Below are 14,206 nucleotides of genomic sequence, written 5' to 3'. Positions count from 1 at the left end.
GTCGTCCCCGCGGGCACCGGCAACGACCACGCCCGCGCGTACGGGCTGCCGCGCGACGCCCCCGAGGCTGCCGCCGACGTCATCGCCGCCGGACGGACCCGCACGGTCGACCTCGGTCGGGTCACCGGCCCGGACGGCACGACCCGCTGGTTCGGCTCCGTCCTCGCCACCGGGTTCGACTCGCTCGTCAGCGACCGCACCAACCGCCTGCGCTGGCCGCGCGGCCGGATGCGCTACAACCTCGCCATCCTCGCCGAGTTCGCCAACCTGCGCCCGCTGCCGTTCCGCATCACCCTCGCGGACGGCACCGTCATCGAGCGCGACCTCACCCTGGCCGCCGTCGGCAACACCCGCAGCTATGGCGGCGGCATGCTGATCTGCCCGGCCGCGCTCCCCGACGACGGCCTGCTCGACCTCACCGTCGTCGCCGCCATGCCCCGCCTGCGGATCGCCCGCTTCTTCCCGACGATCTTCAAGGGCACCCACGTCCACCACCCGGAGGTGGCCACGTTCCGGACGGAGTCCCTGCGGATCGAATCCCCCGGCATCACGTCCTACGCGGACGGCGAGTTCATCGCCCCGCTCCCGGTCGAGGTCTCCGTGGTCCGCGACGCCCTGCACCTGCTGGTGCCGTAGGGCCCTACTCGTTGCCGATCCACCACTCGGCACCGTCCACCCGGGCCGCCCAACCGTCCATCACCCGCTCCACCGCTGCGCCCCCGGCCGACCGCGCCACCGTCACCACGACGAACCGCCCGTCGGCCGGGGCCTCCACCAGCCCGTCCAGTTCCCTCATGGCCCCGGCCAAGGCCGCCACGTCCTCCGGTGCGAAGCCGCCCTGGCGGCGCCCTGCCTGGAGGCAGCGGTTCGGGCCGACCGACACGACCTCGAACGTGCCGTCGTCCCCGACCGTCAGCCGGTCGCCCGCCGCGCACCCGAGCACGAGCCCGGGGCTGCCGGCCAGCTCGACTGCACCGTCCGCGCGAGTACGGGCCGGCAGAACCTCGTAGACCGGCCGACCGGCAGTGGCGTATCCGGCGAGCAGGCGTATGTGCGTGAGACCCGTCCCGGGCGTGGAACTCATGCGGGGCACGCTGCCTTCCATCGGAACCTCGCCCTCCCGTCAGCCCACCAGGCGCTTGCGCCAGACCAGCGGGCGTATCTCGATCGCGTGGGCGGCGTCGCCGTTCCAGACCGCCGGGAGGCCGGCGTCCTTGAGCGCGGCCACCACCTCGTGGCCCACGGCGGTGGTCGTGAGTGGGGAGCCGTCGAAGCCGCCATAGAGGAGCGAGAGGCCGTGGCCGCGGGCGGCCGAGTCCGTGCTCTGGGTGTGGAAGTAGACGAACCCGCGGGCGTCGGGGGCTCCGGCGGCGCCGATCTCGGCCTCGCCGCAGGAACGGCAGCAGGTGAAGTGCTCGCGGGCCGTGATGCCGTCGGCCTCCAGGGCGGAGAAGGCGCGGGCGAGGCGTTCCGGGTCCGTCTCGCCGGTCCAGCCGGTCTGCTCGCCGACGCGCTCCAGCCAGAGCCGGTCCGCGAGTTGTTCGGCCTGCTCGCGGGAGACCGGGCGGCTGTCCGCGGAGACCAGGTACTCCTCGGCCTCCTCGGCGAGCTCGGCCCGGGTGGTGTAGCCGCAGGCCAGGGTGAGGCGCAGCCGCTCCTCCAGGTCGCGGCGCTCGCCGGCGGGCAGGTCGAGCGGGGGCACGGGCTCGGGCGCGGGGCCCGTGTCGAGCGGCTTCCAGGCCAGCCCGTCGCCCCAGCCGGGCTCGCGGCGCGCCCAGCCGAGCATGGCGGCGATCACCGGCTCAGGCCCGTCGAGCGCGACCTCGTAGTGCCGGTCGGCGGAGCCGTCGCGGTGCTCCAGGGCGTACTCGCCGCCCTCGGCGTGCCAGACCTGGATGTAGACGTCGGGCAGGTCGGGCAGGCGCTGGACGACGACGAAGTTGTCCCCGTCCGCGCCCAGCCGTCCGACCAGCACCGCGAGGGCGTCCGCACCCGCCCCGACGTGCCGTGTCCCGTCGTTCTCCTGCACCGTGATCGCCAGCATGGGGCCACCCTGGCACACACCACTGACAACGCCTCTGGCGGACCGTCAGGACTGCCAGGGGCATCAGAACCGTCAGGCTCCGGGCGCGATCCGGTAGACGACGTTGTGCCGCAGCGGCCCCTCGGGGACGGTCGGGTCCTCGAAGTCGGCGGCGGGGTCGTGCGTCATGCCGAGGCGTCGCATGACGGCCTGGGAGCGGTGGTTGGTAGCGGTGGTGATGGCGAGGACCTCGGGGAGGGCGAGGGTGTCGAAGGCGTACCCGAGGACCGCGCGGGCCGCCTCGGTGGCGTAGCCGTGGCCCCAGGCGCTCCGGGCGAGGCGCCAGCCGATCTCGACGCCGTCGACCGGGGCGTCCTCGTCGATGTCGTCGAGCCCGGCGAACCCGGCGAAGCGCCCGGTGGCCCGCACCTCGACCGCCCACCAGCCGTAGCCGCGCGCCTCGAACGCGGCCTCGTAGCGGGCCACCGAGGCGTCGGCCTGGTCCCGGGTGAGGAGGTCGCCGAGGTGTTCCCGGATCTCGGGGTCGGCGTTCATCGCGGCCCAGGGTTCGAGGTCCGTCTCGCGCCAGCGGCGCAGGAGAAGGCGTTCGGTGTGCAGTTCGCTCATGCGGGCCAGCCAACGCCACCCGGGCCCGTCCGGGCAACTCGAAAATCACCCGACGGCAGCCCGTCTTGCGCGGCCGGCACGAATTCGGACCGGCCGGCCTCATTCCCCGGCGGGAATTGTCGGCCCACCCGCAGCCTCGCAGGATGAGGGCAATACCGATCACCACAGGGAGGGCCACTATGACCACCGCCCAGCAACTCGCCGACCGTTACGCAGCGTTGTGGGCGGAGGCCGACCCCGGCCTCCGCCGGAAGGCCATCGAGGAACTGTGGGCCGAGGATGCCGCCCACGTCCTCCATCCTCCCGTCGAGATCCGCGAAGTCGCGGCCCGGGTCGGGTTCGACGACACCATGCTCGAAGCGCGCGGCTACGACGCCCTCGACGTCCGCGTCACCCGCGCCTACGAAGAGTTCGTCGCGCCGGGCGAGTTCACCTTCCGGGCGCTCCCGGACGCCGTCCGGCTGCGCGACGTCGTCAAGTTCACCTGGGAGATGGTGCCCACCGCCGGAGGTGAGCCCGTGGGCAGCGGCGTGGAGTTCGTCGTCCTCGGCGCCGACGGGCGGATCACTGCGGACTACCAGTTCCCCGGGCTCTGAGCAGCACCTCCGCCGTCTCGGCATCGGCCGGCAGGAACGCCTCCAGCTTCAGCTCGGCGAGCGTGACGTCGACGGCGGTGGCGAACGTCGTCACCGTCGTCATCAGGTGCAGCTCGCCGAGCGAGGTCCGCAGGTGCAGCGGCACGGCGAAGCCCAAGTGCTGCTCGGGCACCTCCATGTCGGGCACGTACGTGCACAACTCCTCGTGCAGCTCGCCGAGATGGCCGGTCCGCTCCAGGATGTGCCGCGCCCAGGCCGCGAAGTTGAGGATGCACGGCGCAAGGCCGTCCGGGTGGAGGGCGAGCCGGTAGGCGTTGGTGCCGGGGCCGACGAGGCGCGGGTCGGCGCCCTCCGTGATCAGCGCCAGTGCCTCGTTCGCCGCGATGACGTCACCGCGCCGGTCCACGACCACGGCGGGGTACGGGAGATGACCGGCGAGGATGTGCTCGATCGCCGCCCGCACGGGCGCCAGCGCCGGCCCGTCCAGCGGCGTCTCGGCGTACACGGGCGCGTAACCGGCCGACAGCAGCAGCTCGTTGCGTTCCCGCAGCGGCAGATCGAGCGACTCGGCCAGCCGCACGACCATGCCCCGCCCGGGAGCGGAACGACCCGACTCCATGAAGCTCAGGTGCCGCTGCGTCGTGCCGGCGCGCGTGGCGAGGTCGAGCTGGCTGAGCCGACGGCTGGTGCGGCGCTCGCGCAGCGCCTGGGGGAAGTCCACGGCACCAGTTCTAACCGTTCCCGACGATGCCGGCCAGTGCCGGGGCCGAAGCACCGTGACCCGACCGCCCGTGCTGTCCACGGCATGCGCCGGTATCAGAAGCCGACGGTGTAGGCATCCACGTAACGGACACCGCGTTCGGGAGGCAGCGGCTCGCCGGTGTCGGCGTCCGTGCAGTACGCGGAGAAGATCTCCGCCTCCGTCAACGGATGGAACACGCCTTCCGCGAGGTACCAGCCCCGCACCTCCTTGACCGGAATCCCGACTCCGTTCGGTCCGGTGTGGGAGACCTCTTCGAGGAAGGTCCTCAGGATGACACCGACCTCGTCACCTTCCTGAACCATACGATGCAGCGCGGCGGCGACCATCGGGTTCTCGATCTCGATCGTCCCGTCAGCAGCGAGATCGACGGCTGTGCTCCAGTCGTCGAAGTGCAGCAGGTGGCGTCCGGGCCCGGCCGGGGCGACCAGATTGCCGATCGCGGCCTGGATGGGGCTTCCCGATTGCCTAGCCAGTGCGGCGAGGGCGAGCATGCGCGCCCGGTCCAGCGAAGCCGCCTGTCGCTCGTCGGGGAACTCGTGGCGCCAGCCGGTGAACGAGCCCACCGCGTTGATGCCGATCACTGTGATCATGCCCGGCGAGTCCGGCGGCTCGTAGTCACAGGCGTTCCGGCCGCAGTACAGGGCCTCCCAGTTCTCGCGCTCGCGGGCAGTGCGCGGCTTGACCTTGATGGAGAAACCGCAGCCGGGGCAGGTGATCGTCACCTTCTCGGCCTGCTGCCGGGCCTGCCGCCGCTCCCGCCTCTCCTTCTCCCGGACGAACCACTCCGGCGCGGCCTGCTGCCAGGCGGCAACGTCCGCCCGGGTCGGGAACTGCCGCACCTGCGCCTTGAGCAGACGCCGCGTCACCCATGCGCAGTCGCCGCCCAGAGCAGCCCGAATCTCCCCAACCGTGGCCCGGTCCCGATCTTCCGGCAAGCCGACACCTCCTGACGTTCCAACACCGACCATCACACAGTCACCCATCACCGAGCGAGACACTCGCATCACTTACGGCAACCGACGCCACCCCCCTCCTATTCCCCCAGGGGAATTGAGCCCATTCACCGAACGGAACAGGATCGACGGCATGGACATCGGTGTATTCCTCCCCACCGGCCAGGCCCAATGGGGCCCCGCCGGCGACCCCCGCGACCTGATCGCATTCGCCTGCCGTGCCGAGGAGTTGGGCTTCTCCTCGCTCTTCGTCAACGACTCCCTCCTCACTGCCCGCATCGAACCCCTCACCATGCTGGCCGCCGTCGCCCCCGTCACCCACCGCGTCCGGCTCGGCACCGGCGCCCTTCTGCCCGTCCTCCGTCGCCCGGTGCAGGCCGCGCAGGCCCTCGCCTCGGTGGACCTGCTCTCCGGCGGCCGGCTGACGGTCGCGGTCGGGGCGGGCTTCCCGGGGCGGTTCGGGCAGCCGTTGCACGAGTTGTCGCAGGTGCCGTGGGAGCGCCGGTTCGCCCGGCTGGACGAGACGGTCGCGCTCTGGCGGGCGCTCTGGGCGGGCGCGACGGCCTTCCACGGCGAGTTCCACTCCTTCGACGACCTCCCGCCCGCGACCGCGCCGGCCCAGCCCGGCGGGCCGCCGATCTGGCTCGGCGGCGCCACGCCGGCCGCGCTCGCCCGCACCGGGCGGCTCTACGACGGGTGGCTCCCCTACCCGCCCGACCCGGCCGACTACGCCACCGGGCTGAAGGCCGTCCGGGCCGCCGCGGCAGATGCCGGCCGCGACCCGGAGGGCCTCACTCCCGCCCTCTTCGTCAACGTCCGCATCGACCGCGACGCCGCCACCGCCCGCCGCGCCATGAACGCCTACACCCGGTCCAACTACGGCCTGCCGCTGGACGAGACCGAACGGATCCAGGCCTTCGCCCTCGGCACCCCGGACGACGTCGCCGCCACTCTCCGCCGCTACACCGAGGCGGGCGCCCGGCACGTCGTGGCGCGCCTGGGTGCCATGCAACTGGAAGACCAGCGCGACCAGTTGGAGCAGCTGGCCGCGCTCACACTCCCCGCGTCGCCTTGATCCGCCCGGCGTCGATCGCGGCCTCCAGCTCCGCGTGGTCGAGCTTCGTCCGGTCCGCGTACAGCACCGCGAAGTCGGCGATCGCCTCCGCGAAGGTGTCGGCGCCCCCGAGGTAGCCCGCGATGGCGAACCGGTCGCCGGTGCGGGCGTGGGCGCGGGCGAGGGTGCGCCCGCACAGGTCGGCGTAGGCGCGCAGGCCGGCCGGGGCCATGTCGGCGACGTCCGCCGAGCCCTTCATGTCGCGCAGCTGGCGGCCGTAGAAGTGCCGCCCGGCCGGTCCGGTGGTCCAGCCGAGGAAGATGTCACTCGCGGCCTGCATGAGGTGCTGGCCGGTGACGACGCGCCGGCCGCCGTGGTGCGCGGCGACCTCGGCGTCCACCCGGCCGGCCGGCAGGTGGTCCTCCAGCACCGACCGCCCGGCCTCCTTGAGCTGGAGGAACAGCGAGTCGCGCCCGTCCCGGCCCTCCAGCAGGACGATGTAGCAGCGGGTGCCGACGCTGCCCACGCCGACCACCTTCACCGCCGCGTCGACGAAGCGGAAGCGGTCCAGCAGCACCCGGCGGTCCTCCGCGAGGGTGGCCCGGTAGTCGCTGAACACCTTGCCGACGCCGCGCAGTTCGGTCTTGGAGAGCGGCTCGATCAGCGGCGGCGAGCTGACGATGCGCCGCTGCCCGTCCCGCTCCTCGGTGAGCTTGCCGAAGGCCTGGAGGCTGGTGCGGCGCCGGGCGGCGGCGAGATCCGCCTCGACCCGCCGGCGCTGCTTGCGCCGGTGCACCAGCGGCAGCAGGTCGGCGCTGTCGATCCGGCTGTACCAGACGTCGAGTTCGCCCAGCCCGGCCAGCCGGCGCAGCGCGGTGGAGTACCCCTGGGCGGAGCTCAGCGCGGCGCGGCGCACGCGCTCCTCGTCGTGCCCGTTGTCGCGGGCGGCGACGGCGACGCTGGCGGCGAGGCGCTTGACGTCCCACTCGAAGGGGCCGGGGTAGGTCTCGTCGAAGTCGTTGACGTCGAAGAGCAGGGCCCGCTCCGGCGAGGCGTACAGGCCGAAGTTCAACAGGTGCGCGTCGCCGCAGAGCTGGACGGTGAGGCCGGTGTCGGGCCCGGCCGCGAGGTCGTCGGCCATGACGGCGGCGGCGCCGCGCAGGAAGGTGAAGGGGGTGTCGGCCATCCGGCCGTACCGGATCGGCAGCAGGCGGGCGACCCGGTCCTCGCCCTGCCGCTCCAGCACCGCGACCGGGTCGGGCCGGTCGGCGGCGGCGATCCACCGGCCGTGGGCGGAGCGGGAGACGCGCTCACGGGCGGCCCGGCCCTGGCGGCGGCGTTCGGCGGGCGTGGTCATGCGCGGCTCCTCGGTCGACCTCGGCTCGTGCCCCTCCGGGTGACGCTAGGCGACGGACGCCGGAGGGCGCACCGCGCGCCCTCCGGCGCTGCGCCGAACGGATGATCCCCCGGTTCCGGCGACACCATGCCGGAGTCCGGGCGCCGGGGTCCGGGTTCCGGGGTGCGTGGAGGCCGCCGTCACTCCACGACGAAGTCGGCCATCATCGCCATGTCCTCGTGCTCCAGGTTGTGGCAGTGCAGCATGTACGTCCCCGCGTAGTCGGTGAACCGCACCAGCACCTCCACCTCCTCGGCCGGCCGCAGGTCGACGGTGTCCTTCCACCCGGCGTCGTAGGGGCCCGGGTCCGCGCCGTTGCGCGACAGCACCTGGAAGTGGTTCAGGTGCACGTGGACCGGGTGGTGCAGGTCGGTGGAGAACCGCCAGAGCTCGGTGGCGCCGAGGGCCGGGCGGGCGATGTCGCGGCCGGGCTCGTACGGGTCGCCGTTGATCGTCCAGCCGTCGCCGCGGCTGCGCCGGAAGGTGAAGTCGCGGGTGTTCGCGGCGGCGGAGGCGTCGAGCTTCTCGATGGTGGACAGCTGCTCGGGCACCGTCGCGTCGTCGGACACCTGCCGGGAGGAGACGTCGAAGCGCATGACCTCGGCGGTCCGGCCGCTGCCGAACCGGTTCAGCAGCCGGACGGCGGTGCCCGGCGGGTAGCGGGAGAAGTCGACGACGACGTCGAAGCGCTCGGCGGGGGCGATCTCCAGGGCGTCGTGGGCGACGGGCGCCTCCAGCAGGCCGCCGTCCGAGCCGATCTGGACGAGGGCGTCGCCGCCGGGCGGCTGGGGGTCGAGTTCGAGGCGGTAGAGGCGGGCGTTGGAGGCGTTGAGGAACCGCAGCCGGTACCGGGCCCGGTCGACGTCGAGGCGGGGCCAGGGCGCGCCGTTGACGAGGATGACGTCGCCGAGGACGCCGTTCATGTAGTCGCTGGTGACCCCGGGTTCGTCGTCGCCGGCCGCGGGGTACCGGAAGGAGCCGTCCTCGGCGAAGGCGCGGTCGGCGAGCATGAGGGGGAGGTCGCGGTCGCCGTGCGGCAGCGGCAGGGCGGCCTCCTCGTCGTCGTGGACGAGGTGGAAGCCGGCCAGGCCGCGCCAGACGCCCGGGCCGGTGAAGCCCATCCGGTGGTCGTGGTACCAGAGGGTGGCGGCGCGCTGGTGGCCCGGGTAGGTGTGGGTTCGCTCGCCGGTGACGGACTTCCCGGCCGCGTGGTGGTCCATGCCGGGCATCCCGGCCATCCCCGCCATCCCGGCCATGGCGCCGCTGCTGCCGCTCGACCCGACGGGGAGCAGCAGGTCCACCGGGTAGCCGTCGCTGTCGGCCGGGGTGTGGCCGCCGTGGAGGTGGACGACGGACGGCACCGGCAGCTGGTTGCGGTGCGTGACCACCGCGGCCCGGCCGGAGCGCGCGACCACCGTCGGGCCCGGCCAGCTGCCGCCGTACGTCCAGGCCTCGGTCTTGACACCGGGCAGGATCTCCAGCCGGGCGACCTGCTGGACGATCTCGTACCGGTCGCCCGTCGCGTCGCCGCCGACCGGCTTGAGCACCGGCGGCACCGGCAGCGGCACCTGGAACGGCGGCGGCAGTTCGAGCCCGCTGGTCAGCAGCCGCCCGGGACGGCCCTCGCCCAGCAGCCGGGCCGCCGAGGGCACCGCGACGGCGGCCAGCGCGCCCGCGCCGAGGACGGAGGCACCGAGGCCGAGGAAGCGGCGGCGGTTCACTTGGCCACCTCCACGGGCCCGCCCGGCCGGGGCAGCCGCCCGCTGCCGTCCGGTCCGGGCTCGGCGGCGGCGCGGGCGGGCAGCGGCTCCCGCCAGGCGCCGACCAGCGCGAACAGGATCCCGCTGACCAGCAGGACGCCGAAGGTGACGTGCACACCGATGGCCCGGCCGTAGCCGGCGGTGATCTGCCCGACGACGGCCACCGTCAGGACGGCGGTGCTCCACAGCGGCCAGAGCGGCCCGCGCCCCGGCCACCGGACCAGGACGGCCACCGCGAGCTGCAGCACGACGACGGTGGCCAGCGTCATCGCGGTGCCCTCGTGGTCCTTGAGGGACTCGTAGGTGCCGTTGAGGAAGCTCCCGGCCAGCATCGTCTGCAGGACGGCCAGGAGGCCCAGCGTGGTCGAGGTGACGCGCAGGAGGATCAGCGGCCAGCGGGGCGCGGGGGCCGCGGGAGGACTGGTCATTCCGGGCTACTCTCTGCTCGGCGGGTGGGGCGGGGCGGGCGAGAGCGTAGCTGATCGAATATCACGATCACCGGCAATAACCGGGGTTGGTGATCCGGGTGATCCCTTTACGCCCGTTCGGACCCATCGGATGTCATCCGATCGAGGGACCTCGGGTTCTCATGGCCCCTCACACCGGGTCGGCCGCCACCCCGCGATAGGCGGCGCGGAGCTCGTCGAGGACGGGGTGGTCGGGGTCGAAGCGGGTGCCGTCGACCGCGGCCACCGGGCGGACGCCGACGCCCGCGTTCACCGCGAACGCGGCCTTGAACCGGTCGACGTCGACGACGTCCACCGGACGGCTCTCCTGCGGCCCGCCGTGCGCCCGGGCGAGCAGCGCGGCGGTCACGCCCGGCAGGCTCGGGCCCTGCGGCCAGACCACCCGGCCGCCGTCGTCGACGAAGCCGATGTTCCAGGTGGCGCCCTCGGTCACCCGGCCCGCCGGGTCGACCAGCAAGGCGTCGTCGTAACCGGCGAGTTGGGCGCTCCGGCGGTGGCGGATCAGGCCGAAGAGCCCGACGTGCTTCACCTCCGGCGCCTCCCGGACGTACGCGACCGTGCGCACCCGCAGCGGTCCGGGCGCGGCGGCCGGTGCCGGGCGGGTGGTCACCAGCAGGCGCGGCACGGCGGGGCCGGACGGGCGCTCCAGGCCGAGCTCCGGGTCGTAGACGGTGACCCGGACGATCGCCTCCGACCCGTCCGGCGGCAGCACCGCGCGGATCCGCTCGCGCACCACGGCCGGGTCCAGCTCGGCGTCGAACAGCGCCCGGCAGTCCCGGACCAGCCGCTCCAGGTGCAGCGCGAGGCCCCGGACCCGGCCGGCCCCGACGCGGAGGGTGGTGAAGTGCCCGTAGTTCAGCAGCCCCAGCGCCGCCAACCGCGCCGGGTCGGCGGGCGCGCCGTCGATCTCGATCTCAGCCATGGCACGAGTCTGGCAGGGCGGGGGCGCGATTCCGCCTAGAGCCCCGGGGGGCAGGTAGGGGGCTGGGGGGAGCCGGGGGAGGCTAGGGGGACACCGGGCGGTACGGGGTGACGAACCGCCGGCCCGCCGCCGCGGCCAGCTGCTCGAAGTGCTCGATCTTGTACGCGAGCCCCTCCGGCTCCCCGGTGTCCGCCCAGCGCCAGGCCTCCGCCCACCACTGCGGCCCGCGCACCAGCGGGCGGCCGGCGAGCGCCAGGTGCAGCGCGAGCGTCGAGCGGGCGTAGCCGTGCACCCAGCCGTCCGTGCCGCGGTAGGCGGCCGTCTCGTCCAGCCGCAGCCAGCGGCCCTCGCACCCGGCGGCCAGCAGCGGCACCCAGCCCTGCGCGCCGTCCGTGACCAGCAGGAGCAGCCGGCCGTCCTCCTCCCGCACGCGGTAGGGCGGGAGTTGGGGCATCCGGGCGAGGGCGAGCGAGTGCTTCCAGCCGACCACCCACAGGCCCCGGCGCAGGTAGTAGCGGACGGCGTGCTGCCAGGTCCAGTGCGCCTCCAGCCGGTAGCCGGGCAGGCCCTCGGCGACCGCCGCCCCGTACACGTCGTCCAGCACCCCGGCGGCCAGGCCGCGCCCGCGGGCCTGCGGCCGCAGGTAGAGCGAGGAGACGGCGAGCTGGCCCGGGCCCTTCGTCCAGTTGTCGACGGCGACCGTCCCGGCGACCGCGCCGTCCGCGCCGAGCACCCAGTAGCGGCGCCGGTACAGCTCGCCGCCCGGCCACTCCCGGCCGCTCTCGCCCAGCCGCTCGCGCCACCCGCGCTCGGCCTGGGGCGCGAGCCCGTCCGGGTCCACCCGCTCCCCCAGTTCGCCCTCCACCAGGGACGCCAAGTCCCAGAGCGCGAAGCGCCGTTCGTCCCCCTCGGGCACCACCGTCAGCCGCGGCCCCGCCGCCAGCCGATCCTGCGCCCGTTCCACCGCTGCATCCCAGGACCTCACCACACGGCCACGATAGCCCGCGGCGGGCACGGATCGTAATTCGGTGGACACCGAACGTCAGATCGGATACGAATTCAGCCGTACGGCTCGTGCAGGGAACTCGTACCGGGAACTCGTACAGGGGAAGGGAGTTCGTGATGTCGGTGCCCGTGTGTTCGTCAACCGTGCGCCGCCTCGGTGGCGGCCTGCTCCGGGGTCTCCGTTCGGTCCTCCATTCGGCCTTCCATTCCGTCTTCCATTCGGCCTTCCTTTCCGCCTTCCGTTCGGTCCTCCGTTCCGTCTTCCGTTCGGCGCTGCGCGGGTGCTCCGGCCCGCGCCGGCCGGGTCAGGACGACGGCGGCGATCACGGCCGCGCCGCCCACCAGGGCGTTCCAGCCGACGGGCTCGGCGAGAAAGGCCGCGCCCAGGGCCGTCGACCACAGCGGCATCACGTAGGTGACGGCCGAGGCCACCGCGGTGCCCGCCGCGCGCACGAGGCCCAGGTTGAGCACGTACGCGAAGCCGGTGCCGACGGCGCCCAGCACCAGCAGCGCCGCCGCAGGGCCCGCGCCGGGCCAGTGCGGCGCGCCGGCGCCGAGCGGCGCGATGACTGCCAACTCGGCTGCGGCGCAGGTGATCTGGACGGCCGACAGCGCGGTGACGGTGTGCGGCCGGCCGCTCAGGAAGCGCCGCAGGTAGGCGAAGCCCGCGCCGTAGCAGCACGCCGCGGCCAGGCAGGCCAGCCCGCCGGTGACCTCGCCCGAGCCGATGCCGCGCCAGACGCCGAGCACCGTCAGCACACCGGCGAAGCCGAGCGCGAGGCCGCTCAGCCGGCGCGCCCCCGGGCGGCGCTCCTCGGCCACCGTGGCCACCGCGAACAGCAGCGTGAACAGCGGCGTGGTCGCGTTCAGCACCCCGGCGAGCACCGAGCTCACCCTCGTCTCGCCGAACGAGAACAGCGTGAACGGCACGGTGTTGAGCAGCACCGCGACCACCGCCGAGTGCCCCCAGACAGCGCGCTCGCGCGGCGCCCGCTCGCGCCGCACCGCGAGGATCGCCCACAGCGTGGACGCCCCGAGCAGGCTGCGCCACAGCGCCACCCAGAGCGGCGGCACCCCCGCCTCCACCGCGACCTTGATCAGGGCGAAGCTCGCGCCCCAGATCGCCGACAGCACCACGAACCCCGGCCACCAGCGCCGCGCTCCGACCACGTTCGTCCTCCCTGCGCCCTCGTCCGGGACGGCCCGCTCCGGGACGGTCCACTGCGGGCCGTCCTTCCTGGACAGAGCGTGGCCCCGCCGGGGAACATGAGTCCAACAAGTGACAGTGCCGGATGGATGAGGAAGTCTCATGGCCTCGGAGGTCAATCTCGCCCAGCTCAGGGCACTGATCGCGGTCGCCGACGCCGGGGGCTTCGGCGCCGCCGCCGACGACCTGGGCATCACCCAGTCCGCCGTCTCGCACGCGATCGCCGCCCTGGAGCGCACCCTCGGCGCGCCCGTCCTGCGCCGCGGGAACCCCACCCGGCCCACCCCGCTGGGCGAGCAGATCCTCCCGCACGCCCGCACCGCGGTCGCCTCGGCCGCCGCCGTCCGCGCCATCGCCACCCTGCACTCGGGCGGCCTCACCGGCACCGTCCGGCTGGCCGCTCCCACCACCGTCTGCCAGGTGCTGCTGCCCGGGCTGCTCCGGGACTGGAAGGCGGCGCACCCGCAGGTGACGGTCCGGATCTTCGAGGGCGAGGACGTCGAACTGGCCGTCTGGCTGGAGGCGGGCACGGTCGACGCCGCCGTCCTGGTCGACGCCGGTCCGCTCCCGCCCGGCGCGGTCTCGCTCGGCGCGGACTCCATGCACGCGCTGCTCCGGCGGGACCACCCCCTCGCCGAGCAGGAGTCCATCCACGTGGCGGACCTGGACGACGACGACTTCCTGCTCTCCGAGGGCGGCTGCGAGCGCCACATCCGCGAGGCGTACCGCCGCGCCGGCACCCGCTTCACCCCACGGCACCGCATCCGCGACCTCAACACGCTCATCGGCATGGTGCACGCGGGCGTCGGCGTCTCGGTGATGCCCGCACTCGCGCTGACGATGATCCCGGCGGGCTGCGTCCTCGTCCCGATCCGGCCCGCCGTCCACCGCACCCTGACGCTCACCGGCCCGACCACCCGCCCGTGGTCCCCCGCCGTGAGCGGAATGCTGGCGACGGTGTCCTCGGCGCCGACGGCGGAACTCCTCACGGGGGCGTGAGCCTGCGAGCCCCCGGCATATTCCTGCGCCGGATGCGCCTGCGGTGGAACATTTCCCGGCCGGAGGTCCGGCTCGCTGGATCCGGTGGCGCTCCGGCCGCAGGGTGGCGGGCGTTGCGACCCGCCCTCCGAGGGAGCCCCCGTTGTCCACCACCGCACCGCACCCCCGCCGTTGGGCGGCGCTCGCCGCGCTGCTCACGGCCGAGGCGATGAACCTGCTCGACGCGACGATCGTGCAGGTCGCCGCGCCCCGCATGCACGCCGAGCTCGGCGGGCCGGTCTCCGCCGTCCCCTGGCTGACTTCGGCCTACACCCTGCCGTTCGCCGTCCTCCTGCTCACCGGCGCCCGGCTCGGCGACCGGGCCGGGCGGCGGCGGGTGTTCCGCGTCGGGGTGGCCGGCTTCCTGCTCGCCTCCCTGGCCTGCGCCGCCGCAC

Annotated in this window: 16 protein-coding genes; 5 read left to right on the top strand and 11 right to left on the bottom strand. The window is 74.2% G+C overall.

What is annotated here, in order from left to right:
• Positions 1-636 (top strand): diacylglycerol kinase (locus AB0O00_RS16965; protein ID WP_363652476.1); only part of this gene is annotated, 636 nt, incomplete at its 5' end.
• Positions 637-640: 4 nt separating this feature from the next.
• On the opposite strand, the gene AB0O00_RS16960 is transcribed toward AB0O00_RS16965, so the two are convergent.
• The 3 genes from AB0O00_RS16960 to AB0O00_RS16950 form a co-directional block, all read right to left on the bottom strand.
• On the bottom strand, positions 641-1,084 hold the full coding sequence (locus tag AB0O00_RS16960; RefSeq protein WP_363652474.1) for a DUF4265 domain-containing protein: 444 nt from the start codon (positions 1,082-1,084) through the stop codon (positions 641-643).
• Between the two features lie 39 nt (positions 1,085-1,123).
• Positions 1,124-2,044: a hypothetical protein gene (locus AB0O00_RS16955; RefSeq protein WP_363652472.1), complete on the bottom strand. Its 921-nt coding sequence runs from the start codon at positions 2,042-2,044 to the stop codon at positions 1,124-1,126.
• 72 nt (positions 2,045-2,116) lie between these two features.
• The gene (locus tag AB0O00_RS16950; RefSeq protein ID WP_363652470.1) at positions 2,117-2,650 is read right to left on the bottom strand and encodes a GNAT family N-acetyltransferase; all 534 of its coding nucleotides are present in this window, start codon (positions 2,648-2,650) and stop codon (positions 2,117-2,119) included.
• 179 nt (positions 2,651-2,829) lie between these two features.
• Between AB0O00_RS16950 and AB0O00_RS16945 the strand changes: the two genes are divergently transcribed.
• Entirely contained in the window at positions 2,830-3,246 is a 417-nt protein-coding gene (locus tag AB0O00_RS16945) for a hypothetical protein (RefSeq protein WP_363652468.1), read from the top strand.
• On the opposite strand, the gene AB0O00_RS16940 is transcribed toward AB0O00_RS16945, so the two are convergent.
• Both AB0O00_RS16940 and AB0O00_RS16935 read right to left on the bottom strand, forming a co-directional pair.
• The gene (locus AB0O00_RS16940) at positions 3,215-3,967 is read right to left on the bottom strand and encodes a helix-turn-helix transcriptional regulator (RefSeq protein WP_363652466.1); all 753 of its coding nucleotides are present in this window, start codon (positions 3,965-3,967) and stop codon (positions 3,215-3,217) included. The genes AB0O00_RS16945 and AB0O00_RS16940 overlap by 32 nt on opposite strands.
• A gap of 95 nt (positions 3,968-4,062) precedes the next feature.
• Positions 4,063-4,944, bottom strand: a complete 882-nt coding sequence (locus AB0O00_RS16935; RefSeq protein WP_363652464.1) for a hypothetical protein — start codon at positions 4,942-4,944, stop codon at positions 4,063-4,065.
• 151 nt (positions 4,945-5,095) lie between these two features.
• On the opposite strand from AB0O00_RS16935, the gene AB0O00_RS16930 reads away from it, so the two are divergent.
• Entirely contained in the window at positions 5,096-6,037 is a 942-nt protein-coding gene (locus tag AB0O00_RS16930; RefSeq protein ID WP_363652462.1) for an LLM class flavin-dependent oxidoreductase, read from the top strand.
• On the opposite strand, the gene AB0O00_RS16925 is transcribed toward AB0O00_RS16930, so the two are convergent.
• From AB0O00_RS16925 to AB0O00_RS16900, 6 genes are all read right to left on the bottom strand, one after another.
• On the bottom strand, positions 6,015-7,373 hold the full coding sequence (locus tag AB0O00_RS16925) for a DUF2252 domain-containing protein (protein WP_363652460.1): 1,359 nt from the start codon (positions 7,371-7,373) through the stop codon (positions 6,015-6,017). The two genes, AB0O00_RS16930 and AB0O00_RS16925, sit on opposite strands and share 23 nt — an antisense overlap.
• Before the next feature lie 179 nt (positions 7,374-7,552).
• Positions 7,553-9,133, bottom strand: coding sequence for a multicopper oxidase family protein (locus AB0O00_RS16920; protein ID WP_363652458.1), 1,581 nt, complete (start codon positions 9,131-9,133; stop codon positions 7,553-7,555).
• Positions 9,130-9,600 (bottom strand): hypothetical protein, encoded by a 471-nt coding sequence (locus AB0O00_RS16915; RefSeq protein ID WP_363652456.1) that lies wholly within the window; start codon positions 9,598-9,600, stop codon positions 9,130-9,132. The genes AB0O00_RS16920 and AB0O00_RS16915 overlap by 4 nt, the downstream gene beginning before the upstream one ends.
• A 169-nt stretch (positions 9,601-9,769) precedes the next feature.
• The gene (locus AB0O00_RS16910) at positions 9,770-10,561 is read right to left on the bottom strand and encodes an aminotransferase class IV family protein (RefSeq protein WP_363652454.1); all 792 of its coding nucleotides are present in this window, start codon (positions 10,559-10,561) and stop codon (positions 9,770-9,772) included.
• Positions 10,562-10,643: 82 nt separating this feature from the next.
• Entirely contained in the window at positions 10,644-11,525 is an 882-nt protein-coding gene (locus tag AB0O00_RS16905; RefSeq protein WP_363652452.1) for a GNAT family N-acetyltransferase, read from the bottom strand.
• Positions 11,526-11,704: 179 nt separating this feature from the next.
• Positions 11,705-12,736: a DMT family transporter gene (locus tag AB0O00_RS16900; protein ID WP_363652450.1), complete on the bottom strand. Its 1,032-nt coding sequence runs from the start codon at positions 12,734-12,736 to the stop codon at positions 11,705-11,707.
• A gap of 139 nt (positions 12,737-12,875) precedes the next feature.
• Between AB0O00_RS16900 and AB0O00_RS16895 the strand changes: the two genes are divergently transcribed.
• Together AB0O00_RS16895 and AB0O00_RS16890 are read left to right on the top strand one after the other, a co-directional pair.
• On the top strand, positions 12,876-13,772 hold the full coding sequence (locus AB0O00_RS16895; protein WP_363652448.1) for a LysR substrate-binding domain-containing protein: 897 nt from the start codon (positions 12,876-12,878) through the stop codon (positions 13,770-13,772).
• Positions 13,773-13,914: 142 nt separating this feature from the next.
• A partial coding sequence (locus AB0O00_RS16890) for an MFS transporter (RefSeq protein WP_363652446.1) occupies positions 13,915-14,206 on the top strand: 292 nt, incomplete at its 3' end.

The organism is Kitasatospora sp. NPDC093558 (genome assembly GCF_040683475.1).
In the GTDB taxonomy this organism is placed as follows: domain Bacteria; phylum Actinomycetota; class Actinomycetes; order Streptomycetales; family Streptomycetaceae; genus Kitasatospora.
Note: the sequence above shows the minus strand (reverse complement) of the source record. Positions and strands in the feature narration are given on the sequence as shown.